This window comes from Pseudomonas sp. TCU-HL1, assembly GCF_001708505.1.
GTDB lineage: Bacteria > Pseudomonadota > Gammaproteobacteria > Pseudomonadales > Pseudomonadaceae > Metapseudomonas.
In genome coordinates, this window is record NZ_CP015992.1 from 2,689,371 (window position 1) to 2,704,684 (window position 15,314).

Annotated in this window: 17 protein-coding genes and 4 tRNA genes; 13 read left to right on the forward strand and 8 right to left on the reverse strand. The window is 60.7% G+C overall.

What is annotated here, in order from left to right:
• Nucleotides 1-12: 12 nt before the first annotated feature.
• The 6 genes from THL1_RS12440 to THL1_RS12465 all read right to left on the reverse strand — a co-directional run bounded on the left by THL1_RS12440 (nucleotide 13) and on the right by THL1_RS12465 (nucleotide 3,158).
• Complete coding sequence (locus THL1_RS12440; RefSeq protein WP_069083559.1) at nucleotides 13-996, reverse strand: glycosyl transferase family protein; 984 nt, start codon at nucleotides 994-996, stop codon at nucleotides 13-15.
• Nucleotides 993-1,328, reverse strand: a complete 336-nt coding sequence (locus THL1_RS12445) for a TusE/DsrC/DsvC family sulfur relay protein (RefSeq protein WP_069083560.1) — start codon at nucleotides 1,326-1,328, stop codon at nucleotides 993-995. Before THL1_RS12445 ends, THL1_RS12440 begins: the two co-directional genes overlap by 4 nt.
• The gene (gene tusB, locus THL1_RS12450) at nucleotides 1,325-1,627 is read right to left on the reverse strand and encodes a sulfurtransferase complex subunit TusB (protein WP_069083561.1); all 303 of its coding nucleotides are present in this window, start codon (nucleotides 1,625-1,627) and stop codon (nucleotides 1,325-1,327) included. Before tusB ends, THL1_RS12445 begins: the two co-directional genes overlap by 4 nt.
• On the reverse strand, nucleotides 1,627-1,983 hold the full coding sequence (tusC, locus tag THL1_RS12455; protein ID WP_069083562.1) for a sulfurtransferase complex subunit TusC: 357 nt from the start codon (nucleotides 1,981-1,983) through the stop codon (nucleotides 1,627-1,629). Before tusC ends, tusB begins: the two co-directional genes overlap by 1 nt.
• Before the next feature lies 1 nt (nucleotide 1,984).
• Nucleotides 1,985-2,377, reverse strand: coding sequence for a sulfurtransferase complex subunit TusD (tusD, locus tag THL1_RS12460; RefSeq protein ID WP_069083563.1), 393 nt, complete (start codon nucleotides 2,375-2,377; stop codon nucleotides 1,985-1,987).
• Between the two features lie 112 nt (nucleotides 2,378-2,489).
• A complete protein-coding gene (locus THL1_RS12465; protein ID WP_069083564.1) occupies nucleotides 2,490-3,158 on the reverse strand; it encodes a Bax inhibitor-1/YccA family protein in 669 nt (222 codons plus the stop codon).
• Nucleotides 3,159-3,283: 125 nt separating this feature from the next.
• Between THL1_RS12465 and THL1_RS12470 the strand changes: the two genes are divergently transcribed.
• From THL1_RS12470 to THL1_RS12505, 8 genes are all read left to right on the forward strand, one after another.
• Nucleotides 3,284-3,373: transfer RNA gene (locus tag THL1_RS12470), tRNA-Ser, on the forward strand.
• A gap of 651 nt (nucleotides 3,374-4,024) precedes the next feature.
• The gene (locus THL1_RS12475; RefSeq protein WP_237234795.1) at nucleotides 4,025-5,716 is read left to right on the forward strand and encodes a multicopper oxidase family protein; all 1,692 of its coding nucleotides are present in this window, start codon (nucleotides 4,025-4,027) and stop codon (nucleotides 5,714-5,716) included.
• Between the two features lie 39 nt (nucleotides 5,717-5,755).
• Entirely contained in the window at nucleotides 5,756-6,379 is a 624-nt protein-coding gene (locus THL1_RS12480) for an SCO family protein (RefSeq protein ID WP_069083565.1), read from the forward strand.
• 291 nt (nucleotides 6,380-6,670) lie between these two features.
• Complete coding sequence (gene uvrY, locus THL1_RS12485; protein ID WP_069083566.1) at nucleotides 6,671-7,315, forward strand: response regulator transcription factor GacA; 645 nt, start codon at nucleotides 6,671-6,673, stop codon at nucleotides 7,313-7,315.
• Nucleotide 7,316: 1 nt separating this feature from the next.
• The gene (gene uvrC, locus THL1_RS12490) at nucleotides 7,317-9,137 is read left to right on the forward strand and encodes an excinuclease ABC subunit UvrC (protein WP_069083567.1); all 1,821 of its coding nucleotides are present in this window, start codon (nucleotides 7,317-7,319) and stop codon (nucleotides 9,135-9,137) included.
• Between the two features lie 32 nt (nucleotides 9,138-9,169).
• Nucleotides 9,170-9,730 (forward strand): CDP-diacylglycerol--glycerol-3-phosphate 3-phosphatidyltransferase, encoded by a 561-nt coding sequence (pgsA, locus tag THL1_RS12495; protein ID WP_069083568.1) that lies wholly within the window; start codon nucleotides 9,170-9,172, stop codon nucleotides 9,728-9,730.
• 69 nt (nucleotides 9,731-9,799) lie between these two features.
• A tRNA-Gly gene (locus THL1_RS12500) sits at nucleotides 9,800-9,875 on the forward strand.
• Between the two features lie 41 nt (nucleotides 9,876-9,916).
• Nucleotides 9,917-9,990: transfer RNA gene (locus tag THL1_RS12505), tRNA-Cys, on the forward strand.
• A gap of 217 nt (nucleotides 9,991-10,207) precedes the next feature.
• On the opposite strand, the gene THL1_RS31190 is transcribed toward THL1_RS12505, so the two are convergent.
• Nucleotides 10,208-10,390, reverse strand: a complete 183-nt coding sequence (locus THL1_RS31190; protein ID WP_083245871.1) for a hypothetical protein — start codon at nucleotides 10,388-10,390, stop codon at nucleotides 10,208-10,210.
• Between the two features lie 303 nt (nucleotides 10,391-10,693).
• Here THL1_RS31190 and THL1_RS12510 point away from each other — a divergent pair, with 303 nt between their 5' ends.
• The 5 genes from THL1_RS12510 (at nucleotide 10,694) to galU (ending at nucleotide 14,589) form a co-directional block, all read left to right on the forward strand.
• Nucleotides 10,694-10,903, forward strand: coding sequence for a cold-shock protein (locus THL1_RS12510; RefSeq protein WP_069083569.1), 210 nt, complete (start codon nucleotides 10,694-10,696; stop codon nucleotides 10,901-10,903).
• A 308-nt stretch (nucleotides 10,904-11,211) separates the two neighbouring features.
• Nucleotides 11,212-11,297, forward strand: a tRNA-Leu gene (locus tag THL1_RS12515).
• A gap of 648 nt (nucleotides 11,298-11,945) precedes the next feature.
• Nucleotides 11,946-12,230 carry a hypothetical protein gene (locus THL1_RS12520; protein ID WP_069083570.1) on the forward strand — a complete coding sequence of 95 codons (285 nt, stop codon included), beginning with the start codon at nucleotides 11,946-11,948 and terminating at the stop codon, nucleotides 12,228-12,230.
• Nucleotides 12,231-12,339: 109 nt separating this feature from the next.
• On the forward strand, nucleotides 12,340-13,701 hold the full coding sequence (locus THL1_RS12525) for a UDP-glucose dehydrogenase family protein (RefSeq protein WP_069083571.1): 1,362 nt from the start codon (nucleotides 12,340-12,342) through the stop codon (nucleotides 13,699-13,701).
• Nucleotides 13,702-13,749: 48 nt separating this feature from the next.
• The gene (gene galU / locus THL1_RS12530) at nucleotides 13,750-14,589 is read left to right on the forward strand and encodes a UTP--glucose-1-phosphate uridylyltransferase GalU (RefSeq protein WP_069083572.1); all 840 of its coding nucleotides are present in this window, start codon (nucleotides 13,750-13,752) and stop codon (nucleotides 14,587-14,589) included.
• A 265-nt stretch (nucleotides 14,590-14,854) separates the two neighbouring features.
• On the opposite strand, the gene THL1_RS12535 is transcribed toward galU, so the two are convergent.
• Nucleotides 14,855-15,277 carry a VOC family protein gene (locus THL1_RS12535; RefSeq protein ID WP_069083573.1) on the reverse strand — a complete coding sequence of 141 codons (423 nt, stop codon included), beginning with the start codon at nucleotides 15,275-15,277 and terminating at the stop codon, nucleotides 14,855-14,857.
• Nucleotides 15,278-15,314: the final 37 nt, after the last annotated feature.

Genomic DNA, 15,314 nt, shown 5'->3' on the forward strand with positions numbered 1-15,314 from the left:
ATCAACTATCGATCAGCTCGATACCTTGCGCGCAGCCCAAAGGCGGTCAGCCTCTACGAACGCCTGTTCGCGCGCCATGCCAAGGCCGCGCAGAGCCAGGGCCATGGTTGCGCGAACCGCCAGTTGGCCGTAGCCGTCCTCGCATTCGCCCCGCCAGACAGCGGCCAGTTGGCTGGCGTCCAGGGTTTCCGGTTTCACATGGCGAAGGGCGGAGAGTGCTGGCCATTCCTCGTCCCAGGCTTGGCCGTCGGTGGTGCCATAGAGATGGCAGGCGGTGTCCGGATTGACCTCAATTTCGCCACCTTCGCCCTTGATCACCATGGCGTGATCGCCGAGGAGTCCGCTGGCATCGCGGTGCTCCGCCTGATAGCCGGGGTGGAAGATGCTCTGCAGGCCGCAACGGGCGCCGAGTGGATTGAGGATGCGCGCCAGGGAGTGGATGGGAGAACGCAGTCCCAGGGTGTTGCGCAAGTCGATCATCCGCTGCAGTTGTGGCGCCCAGGCTCCCAGCGGGATGAAGGCCAATTGGCGCTCACGCAATGCAGCCTCGACCTGGTTCCAGTCCTGGCAGAGCGGGATGTCCAGCAAGTCCAGCAATTGCTCGGTGTACAGGCGTCCGGCGGTGTGTGCGCCGCCGCCGTGCATGAGGATGCGTATGCCGCTGTCGGCAAGGGCCTTGGCTGCCAGCAGGTACCAGGGCAGGTGGCGTTTCTTGCCGGCGTAGCTCGGCCAGTCCAGGTCTACAGCGATGCTTGGCGCCGGATTGCGTTGGCGGAAGGCTTCGGTGAAACCGGCCAGTTCCTCGGCGTTCTCTTCCTTGTGCCGCAGTAGCATGAGGAAGGCACCGAGCTGAGTGTCTTCCACTTCGCCGTCGAGGAGCATGCCCATGGCTTCTCGGGCTTCCTCGCGCGTCATGTTGCGGGCGCCGCGCTTGCCTTTGCCGAGGATGCGCACGAACTGGGCAAATGGATGTTCCGGTGGGGTGATGAGATTCATAGGCAATTGGTCGGTTTGGGCAGGCCGGCGAGCTTGGCGGCAAGCTTGGCGGGGGCACCTTTGAACAGGCGATTGAGGTGCAGGCTGTTGCCCTTGTCCGGGCCGAGCTTCTGCGCCACGTACTTGACCAGGGGGCGGTTAGCCGGCGACAGCTGGAACTCCGCGTAAAAGCCGCGCAGCAGCTCAAGGACTTCCCAGTGCTCGGGCTGCAGTTCAAGCTCCTCCCGCTCCGCCAGGGCATGGGCAACCGCCGGGCTCCAGTCGGTCAATTCCTGCAGGTAGCCGTCCTTATCCAGCGCAATGCGGCGGCCTTCGATCAGCAATTCGCTCATAGCCAGCTGTTCACCTTGTCATAGTGGCAGCAGAGTTCGACGAACGCTGGATAGTCCAGGGCATTCACGCGGGCTGGAAGGGCGGCCAGGGCGCGGGCTTGCAGGTCTTCTGCAAGCGCGTACAGGGCAATTGACTCGGGCATCAGGGTCAACGCCTGGCAGGCCACGCTGCCGGGTTGCAGGGCATAGGTTGCGTCACCGGTGAGTAGCAAGCCGTCATCGGGGCCCAGCAGGCGCAGGCAGCTACCCAGGCGGCTATCCGCGAACGGGGAGTGAGAAAGAATGTGCAGGGTGGCCATCAGAGGGTGAGCACTTGGTCGTAGCGGTCGATAAGGGCGGTCAGGGCAGCGTCGTCGAGGATCTCCACCGCCAGATTCAGCGCGGTAGCCTCCAGGCCACGCTCCTGCAGGCTGCGCGCCGAGGCATAAAGCGACTCCACGCCAAACAGGGGCAAGGCCTGGAGATTGGCCGTCAGATCCTTTTGCTGGAGCGCGGCTGGCTGTTGGCCGGCTGCCAGTTGGAGCACGCCGTCGTCGAGGAATAACAGGCCGAGTGGGAGGTCGAACGCACCGCCAGCCAGGGCGATATCGAGCGCTTCCCTGGCTCCTGGACCGGTCCAGGGCGCTTGGCGGGAGATGATCAGCATGGATTTCATGTCAGTTGCCTCCAAAACTGACGAGGCGATCGGCCATCTGCGCGGCCTCGTGCAACTGGCCCAGGCCCGATAGCTCCCAGCCTGCGGCCAGGTTGGCAGCAGGCCGTTCATAGCGTCGGGCTTCTTCAGCGTTCAGTACGCCACGGCGCAGTGCTGCAGCGATGCAAACCACACCATCGAGCTTGTGTTCGCGAATGAAGGTGCTCCATTCGGCGGACAGGTCAGGTTCATCCTGGGGAGCCACTACGTTGGATGAGGCGCTGTGCACACCGTCCTGGTAGAAGAACAGGCGGATGATCTCATGCCCTCCGGCCAGGCAGGCCTCTGCAAAGCGCAGGGCGCGCCGGGAGGAGGGCGCGTGGGCGGGGGCGAAGAGGGCAATGGCGAATTTCATGGTCGCTCGGGCGAATGGAAAACTGCTGGAATGATACGGCCAGACGCATTCTTTTTCCTGTCCAGGCAGAAAAAAGCCCGCCGAAGCGGGCTAGTCCGAGGAGGGTTGGCGATCAATCGTCGCTGCTGAATACGCCAACCAGTTGCAGCAGGCTGATGAACAGGTTGTAGATGGATACGTACAGGCTGATGGTGGCCATGATGTAGTTGCGCTCGCCGCCATGGATGATGGCGCTGGTCTGATAAAGGATGCAGACCGAAGAGAACACTACGAAGCCCGCACTGATCGCCAGTTGCAGGCCGCTAATGTCGAAGAAGAAGCTGGCGAGCATGGCGCCGATCAGGACGAAGAAGCCCGCGGTGATGAAACCGCCGAGGAAGCTCATGTCCTTGCGGGTGGTCAGCACATAAGCCGACAGGCCGAAGAACACCAGGGCGGTCATGGCGAACGCCGAGCTCACCACCTCGCCGCCGTTGGGCATGCCGAGGTATCTGTTGAGGATCGGGCCCAGGGTGTAACCCATGAAGCCGGTCAGTGCAAAGGTGGATACCAGGCCCCAGGCGGAGTCACGCAGCTTCACGGTGAGGAAGAACAAGCCGTAGAAACCGATCAGCACCACGAAAATGCTGGGATAGGGCACGCGCATCTGTTGGGCGGCGTAGGCAACCAGGCCGCTGAAGGCGAGGGTCAGGGCCAGCAGGCCGTAGGTGTTGCGCAGGACGCGGCTGACTTCCAGCTGCTCCGCTTGCGCAGGGTTGAGGGCGTAGTTCTGTTCGTTCATCGCGACACTCCCGAATTGGTTTCCGTGACCTGAGTCAGTCTGGATCATAACAGAGGGCCAGAAGGCGCCAAATGCAAGAGTTTGACAGCGTGTTGCGTTCCGGTACTATGGCGCCCCGCGCAAGCGGAGGTGTGGCCGAGTGGTTTAAGGCAGCGGTCTTGAAAACCGCCGAAGGGGAGACTCTTCCGTGAGTTCGAATCTCACCGCCTCCGCCATCTAGTTAGCTGAAAGCCCCGGATACCGGGGCTTTCGCGTTTCTGGGGCATTCAGTTGCCGAAAGTCCGCACAGCCTCCGTTCGATCCTCACCCTGGCATTCCTGAGCCGCAGCGCATACATCCCATCTGGCTCCTTTCATAGCCAACGCGCGTGCCACTCCCGTGTCTGTTACCGCTTCCATGTCGCCAAACAAGCGTCGCTTTCCGCTTTTCCCGCTCTGGCTCCTGCTCGATGTTTCTCGATTTCTTTACAGGTACCGCACTTTGTCGTGGCAATTAGCCGTTCATCCCGTCGTGGTTGCTCGAATTTGCTCTCGACAATGCTCTCGACCGCTCTGGAATGGACTTTCCAAGACTTGTAGATAGACGCGTCAATATGATGACCGCTGACATTTACATTTTGATACATCTGCACTTTAGTCAGCTTATTGACGTTCTGCGGCGCTAAACAAAACGAGCAAGGCTCAATCAGCCCATGCCTTCACTGGTGCAATTTCTTCTAGAGATGCCTCAGGTGTCCGTCCAGTGTCGAGGGCCAGCAACTGGAGAGAGAGATGAAACGCCCTGACTGCGAGCACGCTACAGATCGGCCTGAGGATCTGGCTGATGGCGAGGGGAGAAGGACATTTCTGAAACTGGCGGCAGCGACTATGGCGGCACCGCTGCTGATCACGGGTACGAAAGCCCGGGCAGAAATCGCGCCACCCGTATTCCCGCCGAGCCCGCCCACTGTGCCGTGGGCCCACGAGTTGCCCAAGCAAGTGAATCCTGCGGGGACGGTATCGTCGCTGAGTCCGGCGCCGACTGAAGTCGCCAACGTTGCAGCGGGCGAGGCGGGGCGTAATCCCCACCAGCGCTGGGCGCAGTTTGCGCCGGGTGCGTTGCTCTACGAGATCAGCGCGATGGAGCGAAACGACTGGGTCTACAGCCCGTCCTATCCGCCGCAGCGAATCTGGGGCTATCAGGCCAACAGCAACCCGGATCGGACCATGCCCAGTGCGACCTTCTTCGCGCGCTATGGACGACCTCTGATCTGTCGCATCCACAACAAACTGCCACAGAACCACGTGGGCTTCGGTACGCCGGAGATTTCCACTCACCTGCACAATCTGCATTGCGGGTCGGAAAGCGACGGCTTCCCGGGCGACTACTACAGCCCCAACAAACACGGCCCGTGCCTGTCGGCCAACGGTCGATTCAAGGACCACCTCTACTCGAACGTGAAGGCCGGATTCGAGGCGCGCCAGGACCTGGCCGGTGATCCCACAGAAGCACTGGGCACGCTCTTCTATCACGACCACACGCTGGACTTCACCGCGCCCAACCTGTACCTCGGCCTGGCGGGGTTCTACTACATGTTTGATGAACTGGATTCGGGCAACGAGGCCGATCCGAACCCCAACGCGCTGCGCCTGCCGAGCCACCCCTACGACTACCCGCTGAACTTCAACGACCGGCGCTTCGATGCCAGTGGCAAGTTGTTCTACGACCAGGTGCATCCGGAGGGCGTGCTGGGTGACAAAGTCGCGGTGAACGGCCGCATCGAACCCGTGCTGCGGGTTGCGGCGCGCAAGTATCGATTTCGTCTGTTGAATACCGGACCGAGCCGCTTCTACAACCTCGCCCTGGTGTCCGCGACGAACCTGAAGCAGAAATTCACCTACATCTCCAACGACGGCAACCTGTTGCCGGCGCCGTTGCTCAACCAGACCAATGTAACCCTCGGCGTGGCCGAGCGCGCCGACATCGTGGTCGACTTTTCCAAGTACGTGATCGGTACCCAGTTGTACCTGGTCAATCGCATGCGTCAGGTGGAAACCCGTCTGCCGAAGGACATCAAGGACCCCGGCGACCGGGTGTTGAAGATCATCGTCGACCGCTACCCGCCAGCCCAGGACCTGAGCCGTGTGCCAGCCACCTTGCGGCCGCTCCCCATTGTCACTCAGGCGGAGATCGACTCGGCACCGGTTCGCCGCTGGATTTTCGAGCGGGACAAAGGCATGTGGGCAATCAATGCCAAGTTCGTGGATGTGAACAGCCCAAGGGCGCAGATACCCAAGGGCAGCTACGAAATCTGGGAGCTCTCCAATGTCAACGACGGTTGGAGCCATCCGATTCATATCCACTTCGAGGAGGGTCGAATCCTCCAGAAGCTCGTCAAGGGCGTCAGCGTGCCTATCCCGGCACATGAGCAAGGGCGCAAGGATGTCTATGTGGTGGAGCCATTCACCACCTTGCGAGTGTTCCTGCGCTTCCGCGACTACAAGGGTAAGTACCCCATGCACTGCCACAACCTGATCCACGAGGACCACGCCATGATGCTGCGTTGGGACATCGTCTGAGGCGGATTGCGGATCACCCTTGAGGTGGGAGGAGTCACTATGAATACGCGAAGAAAGATGTTGGCCGGACTCGGTGGTGCTGCCTTGCTGGCTGGCTGGGCGGCCTCCCGGACGGGGGGCGAGTTGGTTGTGGTGAATCCCGAGCCGGCTCCGGGAGCCGTCCCGTTTCCCAATGTCACGCTCTATACCCACGAGGGGCGAAAGGTGAGGTTCTATGACGACCTCATCCGCGGCAAGGTCGTGACCTTCAACATGATGTACACCCAGTGCACGGGCAAGTGCCCGACCATGACGGCCAACCTGCGCCAGCTCCAGCAGTTGCTGGGCGACAGGGTCGGTCGGAGTGTGTTCATGCACTCCATCACTCTGCAGCCGCTTCTGGATACCCCGGAGGTGCTCAAGGCGTATGTCGAGCAGTACCATATCGGCCAGGGCTGGCAGTTCCTGACCGGGGATCCGGAGGATATAGAAGCGGTTCGCTTCAGCCTGGGGTTCTATGACATCGATCCTGAAGTCGACCGCAACCTGACCAGCCACACCGGTCTTGTGCGCATGGGCAACGACCACTATCAGCGTTGGACCATGGCGCCGGCATTGACGGGGTCGCAGCACATTCTCTCCACCCTGAACCACGTTGACCGCGAATGGGGCGTGGCGTCCTGAACGGCAAAAGGGTGTTCCTGGAGTTACAGGGGCACCCTCACTCGCTGCACATTCCTTTCTGACGTTGATAGACAGTTCCGGCTCATGACCGATTGAAGTCACGGGCCATTCCATTATTCCGCGTCCCTGTCAGGACGCGCGTGGAGATCAATCCGGTTGAGAATTTGGCGCTGCCTGTTTGACGCCAATTGCATCTGGAGCTAGGTCATTGCCCGGTCATTTGCTAATGTGAAGCTCATTTGAACGAGCTTGCTGCCCCAGGGCAGCGCGCGATGCACTGAGAGGTGTCGCTTGATTAGGGTGCTGGTGGTCGATGACCACGATCTAGTGAGAACGGGGATTACCCGCATGCTGGCCGATATCGAGGGCCTGCAGGTGGTGGGGCAGGCCGACAGTGGCGAAGAAGCCCTGAAGAAAGCACGGGAGCTCAAGCCGGATGTGGTCCTGATGGACGTCAAGATGCCCGGCATCGGCGGCCTGGAGGCCACTCGCAAGCTGCTGCGCAGCCACACCGACATCAAGGTGGTGGCGGTAACTGCCTGTGAAGAAGATCCGTTCCCGACGCGATTGCTGCAAGCTGGCGCCGCCGGGTACCTCACCAAGGGCGCTGCCCTGGAGGAAATGATCCAGGCGATTCGCCAGGTGTTCGCGGGGCAGCGCTTCATCAGCCCGCAGATCGCCCAGCAGCTGGCGCTCAAGTCCTTCCAGCCGCAGGCCAGCGGTTCGCCCTTCGATCTGCTTTCGGAGCGCGAGATCCAGATCGCCCTGATGATCGCCAACTGCCAGAAGGTGCAGAGTATTTCCGACAAGCTCTGTCTGTCGCCGAAGACGGTGAATACCTACCGCTACCGGATTTTCGACAAGCTTTCCATTTCCAGTGATGTGGAGCTGGCGCTGCTGGCCGTTCGGCATGGCATGGTGGACGCTGTCAGCTAAGATGTCCGACTTCGACGCGAGTGCTTTCCTTGCCGCCTGCAGCGGTCGTCCGGGGGTTTACCGGATGCTCGACGCGGACGGCAAGCTGCTTTATGTGGGCAAGGCCAAGAACCTGAAGAAGCGTCTGGCCAGCTACTTTCGCAAGACCGGTCTGGCTCCCAAGACCGCAGCCCTGGTGGCGCGGATCGCCCAAGTCGAAACGACCATCACGGCCAACGAGACCGAAGCACTGCTCCTCGAGCAGACGCTGATCAAGGAATGGCGACCGCCCTACAACATCCTGCTGCGGGACGATAAGTCCTACCCCTATGTGCATCTCAGCGACGGCGACTTTCCGCGGCTGAGCATTCACCGTGGCGCCAAGAAGCAGAAGGGGCGTTATTTCGGACCTTATCCTAGCGCGGGCGCCATCCGTGAAAGCCTCAATCTGCTGCAAAAGGCTTTCCTGGTTCGTCAGTGTGAAGAGAGCTACTACAAGAACCGTACCCGGCCCTGCCTGCAGTACCAGATCAAGCGCTGCAAGGCGCCCTGCGTCGGACTGGTGTCGCCGGAAGAATATGCCGATGACGTTCGCCACTCGGTGATGTTCCTTGAGGGACGCAGCAACTCGCTGGCTCAGGAGCTTTCTACCGGGATGGAGGATGCGGCACGGCGGCTGGATTTCGAGAGGGCCGCCGAGCTGCGCGACCAGATATCGATCCTTCGCCGGGTGCAGGACCAGCAGAGCATGGAGGGTGGCACTGGCGATATCGACGTCGTCGCCGCCATTGCCACGCCGGGCGGCGCCTGCGTGCATCTGATCAGCGTTCGCGGTGGTCGCGTGCTGGGCAGCAAGAACTTCTTTCCGCAGGTCGCTATCGAGGAAGAGGCTGCGGATGTCCTGGTCGCCTTCATCGGCCAGTACTACCTGGGCAACCAGGAGCGCGACCTGCCCGGTGAGCTGATCGTCAACGCCACACACGAGGATTTCCCCACCCTGATAGCCGCGTTGGCTGAACAGCGTGGTCGCGAACTCGACATCAGCCATCGTGTGCGCGGGACGCGGGCGCGCTGGCAGCAGCTGGCCGTCACCAACGCCGAGCAGGCGCTGACGGCGCGTCTGGCCAATCGACAACATACGGCTGCGCGCTTTGAAGCCCTGGCCGAGGCACTTGGGCTCGACGAAGCGCCGCAGCGCCTGGAGTGTTATGACATCAGCCATTCCAGTGGCGAAGCCACGGTGGCCTCTTGCGTGGTATTCGGGCCCGAAGGGGCGCTGAAGTCGGACTACCGCCGCTACAACATCGAAGGGGTCACGGCCGGCGACGACTATGCAGCGATGCATCAGGCGTTGTCCCGTCGGTTCAGCAAGCTGAAGGACGGGGAGGGCAAGTTGCCAGACGTGCTGCTGGTGGACGGCGGCAAGGGGCAGCTTTCCATGGCCCAGGAAGTGCTCAAGGAACTGGCTGTGCCGGAACTCATCCTGCTGGGGGTCGCTAAGGGCGTTACCCGCAAACCCGGCTTCGAGACCCTTTACCTGAACGATGCGTCACACGAGTTCACCCTGCCTGCGGATTCGCCTGCGCTGCACCTGATCCAGCAGATCCGCGATGAGGCACACCGCTTCGCCATTACCGGGCACCGCGCACGGCGCGGCAAGGCGCGGCGTACATCCAGCCTGGAAGAGGTGGCCGGAGTCGGGCCCAAGCGTCGTCGGGAGCTGCTCAAGCACTTTGGAGGGCTGCAGGAACTCAGCCGCGCCAGCATCGAGGAAATCGCCAAGGCGCCAGGTATTAGCAAAAAGCTTGCTGAGTCGATTTATGCTGCCTTGCACAGCGAGTAGAATGCCGCCTTCATTCAGAACCAGCCGTAACGATGAATATTCCTAACCTGCTCACCGTTCTGCGCGTACTGCTTATCCCTGTCTTCATCCTGCTGTTCTATCTGCCGTTCTCCTGGAGCTACCTGGCAGCCAGTGCGGTTTTCGCCATTGCAGCGGTTACCGACTGGTTCGATGGCTACCTGGCCCGGCGCTGGCAGCAGAGCACGCCCTTCGGCGCTTTCCTCGATCCAGTCGCGGACAAGCTGATGGTGGCGGTAGCGCTGGTGTTGCTGGTTGAAGAGCATCACAACCTCTGGCTGACGCTGCCGGCGGCGACCATCATCGGTCGTGAAATCGTGGTATCGGCTCTGCGTGAGTGGATGGCGGAGCTCGGCGCGCGAGCCCATGTTGCCGTATCCAACCTAGGCAAGTGGAAGACCGCAGCGCAGATGGTGGCGCTGGTCATCCTTCTGGCCAACCCTCCGCTGTTCACGTTCTGGGTCGCCGTTGGCTATTTCCTGCTGATCCTTGCAGCTGCCCTGACGCTCTGGTCGATGCTGCACTACCTGCTGGCAGCCCTGCCGCACCTCAGCACTGACCCGAAGGAAAAATAAAAGTTTTTTGAATCAAGGGGTTGACGGCTGTTCATGAATCTATAGAATGGCGCCCGTCAACACGACAAAGCGGGAATAGCTCAGTTGGTAGAGCACGACCTTGCCAAGGTCGGGGTCGCGAGTTCGAGTCTCGTTTCCCGCTCCAGTTTCACGCGATGACGCCGCCGCAAGCGGCGTCATCGTTTAGGCCGGATGGCAGAGTGGTCATGCAGCGGATTGCAAATCCGTGTACGCCGGTTCGATTCCGACTTCGGCCTCCATCTAAAAAGCCCCGTAGATCAAAAGTCTACGGGGCTTTTTTCTGTCTGCAGAATTCCTGTCTTCGCAGGATGCGCAAGCCATTTCCTCAACTGGATACACCCCCTCAGGGGCGTCAGCGAGGCGTCCAAGCGCGAGTCCTGGTTTTGCTGGCTGCGACTGGCGTTCAGAGCTATCGAGGTCCCTGGCATCAAGAAAGCCCGCATCGGCGGGCTACTTCTAGCTGGGGACCTCTGGGTCACGGGGCTTTGCCTGTGCCTTGGTCCACTGTGACTTGGTGCGCTCGGTATTCCACCCTGACTTGCCGGTGGGAACCTCTGTGATCTCGCCCCCTTTCGACAGGAACGCTTTGGTCTGTTCGTCCAGAGCGGATCTCGCTCGGCTTGCCGGTGTATCGGACATCAGAGTCACCTTTGAGTGATGGGCCGCATCAGCTAGCGACCCGCACCGACTATACCGCCATTCTCTATACACCGCCGGGATTGTCGCCAGTGGTCAATCTTTCCGGAAATGCGCGTTTCGGAAGAAATGGCTATGAAAGTTCTGTAAACCCTGTATCCTTCCGCCACTGCCTGCTCAGTCTCGCGGCACCGTTTTGATGTTTCGTCCTTACGATTCTCCATCTCCTCGGCTCGCTTCGCTTCGCATCCAGTAATGGCCAGGCCGCTCCCTGGCATCGTGTCCCTACACCTTGGAGATAAAATTATGTCTACTCGCCAAAACGGTACCGTTAAGTGGTTCAACGCTGAAAAAGGCTTCGGCTTCATCACTCCCGAATCCGGCCCGGACGTATTCGTCCACTTCCGCCAGATCGAAAGCACCGGCTACAAGTCCCTCGACGAGGGCCAGCGCGTGTCCTTCCTGGTGACTGCTGGCGCCAAAGGCCCTCAGGCCGAGCAAGTTCGCGCCCTGTAAGGGTTGCTGAGCTAGCAAAAAAAGCCCCGCACATGCGGGGCTTTTTTGTTTCTGCGGTGTCATCGCTGTGGCGTGTCCGCGTCTCGGGGCGATCTGTGGTCATCTGCTCGATCACGCGCGTCTGGAAAGACCGAGTGATCAGAAATCTACGAGACTTTCCTCAAGCACTTCGGGATGTTGCGGCGTTTTTGGGGAAGGGCCTTCGCTGAATCCTGAAACACAGGTGCAAAGGCTGTGATTCGGTGCCTAAGTGATTGATTCGAAATTTTATTTGGGCTTAAATCAGCGCCCTGCGCCAATCCCCTCCTGCCCGGATGGCGAAATCGGTATACGCAGAGCACTTAAAATGCTTCGCCCTTTGGGCGTGCGGGTTCGAGTCCCGCTCCGGGCACCATTAAAATCAAAGCCTTACACGCAACTCCTCAACGGAATTCTACGATCACGTAGTACTTTTCGCGCTTGCTACCGATGGTGGCCGCGCAGAGGCCCTGTGCAGCTTCTGCTGAACGATACCGAGGCCTGAGTGCGTTCAGTTTCATCCCATCCCTGCGCCGGACGAAAACAGTCTAAAAGCGCACTACCGAAAGCACGGGGTTTTGCTAGCCTCATTATCAGTAGGTGGATACGCAGACTGATGCGCAAGCGGATAGTGAGGAAACGTGGGGCGCGTTCCGAAGGGTACACGGTTAGAAAGATCTCCCCGATGAGATCCAGCCCTTACGCCGTGTGAAGCAGAAGAGTTCCAATACTTCTGTGAGATGCCTGAAAAACCTTGCAAGCCGGAAACCAGCACCGGCCACCTACTACGAATTCCAGGCCCGCCTTGTGCGGGCCTTTTCGTTTGTGGCGATTTCTGCGCAGCAATCCTTCCTATATGATCGTTTGGCGCTCGGTGGTTGGGATTTATCTGATGTCGGCGTAGAACCTTTCGTGTTTATAAGCGGACTAAGGCTGAAGTTGGGGGGCGTGTACGACTCGTCCCTTGTGCAATTCGGTTAGTTTTAGAGGTACCTGAATGGATCGGGTGAAAGAGAGGAATCGAATGGAATCGAAAGAGCAGCAGTTGGCGCGTTTGCTCAGCCTGACCACCCGCAGTCTCACGCACCTAACTGCGGCAATGAGCGAAATGTCCTTCGAGATGATGCGCAGTGAGGACCCTGCCGTGAAAAGTGCGGGAGGGCGCATGATCGACCACCTGGCAGCGATAGGGGCGGGCCTTGACCAACACTGGGAGACGCTCGCCGCCTACAGCGATATGCCCATTCCTTACGAAGGCACCGAAGCCCTGGTGGAGATGGAGCTCAAGGCGCTCCCACAAGAGTCCTGACCCAACGGCCCGTGCGGGCCGTTTCTGTTTCTCCATACTGTCATGCCGCCGTCACGGCCTTGCCACGAGCGTTGGATGGAATCCGCCTATCACTGGCGGAGGGCTCTCCATGCGGCTATGCGTGATTGGTGCGGGTTATGTGGGGTTGGTTACGGCGACCTGCTTTGCCGAGATGGGCAACCAGGTGTGTTGCGTGGAGCGTGACCCCTTCCGCCTGGCTCGCCTTGCCCGTGGCCAGGCGCCCATTTACGAGCCCGGCCTGGACGCCTTGCTCCAGGCGAATATCGCCAGCGGCCAATTGAGCTTCACGGCGCGCATCGAAGAGGGTGTCGATCACGCGGATATCGTCTTCATCGCCGTGGGTACCCCCAGCGGCGAGGATGGCTCGGCTGACCTTTCCCATGTGCTGGCGGTGGCCGATGAACTGGGTGCCAGCCTGCGCCACGCCTGTCTCGTGGTCGACAAGTCCACGGTGCCGGTGGGAACGGCAGAGCGGGTGGCCCAGCGCATCCACGCGGGCCTCGCTGCCCGCGGCGTGGGCTTCAAGGTCCAGGTGGCGAGTAATCCGGAGTTCCTCAAGGAAGGCTCGGCCATCGACGACTTCATGCGTCCGGACCGGGTCATCATCGGCTGCGACACCCCCGATGCCGCCGAACAGCTGCGCCGTCTCTACGCGCCGTTCCTGCGTAACCACGAACGTGTGCTCGGCATGAGTGTGCGGGCAGCCGAGTTCACCAAGTACGCGTCGAACGCATTCCTTGCGACGAAGATTTCCTTCATGAACGAGATGGCCGGTATCTGTGCGCGGCTGGGCGTGGATATCGAGGATGTACGTCGCGGCGTGGGCAGCGACAAGCGCATTGGCACTCATTTCATCTACGCCGGCTGCGGCTACGGCGGCTCCTGTTTCCCCAAGGATGTGCGCGCGTTGATCCGCACCGCCGAACAGGAAGGCATGGAGCCCGGCATCCTTCGGGCCGTGGAAGCGCGCAATGCCCTGCAGAAGACCTTGTTGTTCCAGAGCCTACGTGAGCATTTCAATGGATTCCTGCAAGGCAGGGTGGTGGCGCTCTGGGGGCTGGCCTTCAAGCCGGGTACCGACGATTTGCGCGAGGCGCCGAGCCTGGTGCTGCTGGATGCGTTGCTGCAAGCCGGCGCGCGGGTGCAGGCGCACGATCCGGCGGCCAATGCCGGGGTCGCCGCGCGCTATCCGAAAGCGGTCGAGTCGGGCCAGTTGCGTTTGCTGGATTCCCCATACAGCGCGGCCGATGGCGCTGACGCACTGGTACTGGTTACTGAGTGGAAGCAGTTCCGCCAGCCGAACTTCGAGCAAATTCGTGGTCTTATGCGCATGCCCGTGATCTTCGATGGACGCAACCTCTACGAGCCGGCGCAGCTGGCTGAATCGGGGTTCCTCTACCGGGGCATAGGACGGCCCGCAAGCGGCCATTGTAAGGCGACTGCGGCGTGATTAGACTGCGCGGCAAATCGCCATAACACCCACCTTCCAAGGTTCGAAATGATCAAGAAATGCCTGTTTCCCGCTGCTGGTTACGGTACCCGCTTCCTGCCGGCCACCAAGGCAATGCCCAAGGAAATGCTGCCAGTGGTCAACAAGCCGCTGATCCAGTACGGCGTTGAAGAGGCACTGGATGCCGGCCTGGGCGAGATCTCCATCGTCACTGGCCGCGGCAAGCGTGCCCTCGAAGACCACTTCGACATCAGTTACGAGCTGGAGCACCAGATCAAGGGCACCGACAAGGAGAAATACCTGGTCGGTATCCGTCGCCTGATCGACGAGTGCAGCTTCTCCTATACCCGCCAGGTCGAGATGAAGGGCCTGGGCCATGCCATCCTCAGCGGCCGTCCGCTGATCGGTGACGAGCCGTTCGCCGTCGTCCTGGCGGACGACCTCTGCCTGAACCTGGAAGGCGATGGCGTACTGACACAGATGGTCAAGCTGTACAACCAGTTCCGCTGCTCCATCGTCGCCATCCAGGAAGTGCCGCGCGAGGAAACGTCCAAGTACGGTGTGATTGCGGGCGAGATGATTCGCGACGACATCTTCCGTGTGAACAGCATGGTGGAGAAACCCAAGCCCGAAGATGCCCCGTCGAACCTGGCGATCATCGGCCGCTACATCCTGACCCCGGATATCTTCGACCTCATCGAGCAGACCGAACCGGGCAAGGGCGGTGAAATCCAGATCACCGACGCACTGATGAAGCAAGCGCAGGACGGTTGCGTGCTGGCCTACAAATTCAAGGGCAAGCGCTTCGACTGCGGTGGTGCTGAAGGCTACATCGACGCCACCAACTACTGCTTCGAGAACCTGTACAAGACTGGCAAGGCCTACTGATCGGGCCAACCCAGTGACCAGGCCGCCTTCGGGCGGCCTTTTTCATTGCAATCGAGAAAGCCTGTGGTTGATTCCATGTCAACGCCGTAGCGCTTTAGGGTGGATGGCGCTTTTCCATCCACCAGCGGCGCTATGCCGGGCCTCGAATGGTTGACCGATGAAGCGTGGTCCACGCTTGGTCTGGAGCCCATCCTTGGCGTCGGGGTGCTGTGAGAGATTTTAATCGCGAATGAATTCGCTCCCACAAGGGTGATTGGCCGCGGCGTCAGGGAATCGGCAGCGCCTCCGAACCCGGTCCCAGCGGCTGGCCGTAGCTGAACTCCACATAGTTGCCGGCCGGGTCGCGCAGGCCGCAGTAGTAGCCCACCGGGTAGGGTTCGTCCCGTGGCGGCCAGACCAGGCAGCCGGCTGCTTCCGCCTGGGCGGCGATGGCGTCGACCCGTTCGCGGCTGTCCACGGCGAAGCCGAAGTGGCTGTAGTCGTCGGTGGCGAGCTGGCGGTCCTGGCCGCCGGGCATGATGACGAAGATGAACTGGTGCTCCTTGCCGGGTTCGGCCATCCAGACGATCTTCGAGCCCTTGCCGGCCCGCTCATGGATCACGCGCATGCCGCAGAAGTCCATATAGAAGCGGATGCAGGGCTCCACATCCGGCACATGCAAGGCCACATGGGTGAGGGTGGGGCGCATGGGGGAATCTCCTTCTCAATGCCTCAAGAATAGGCCC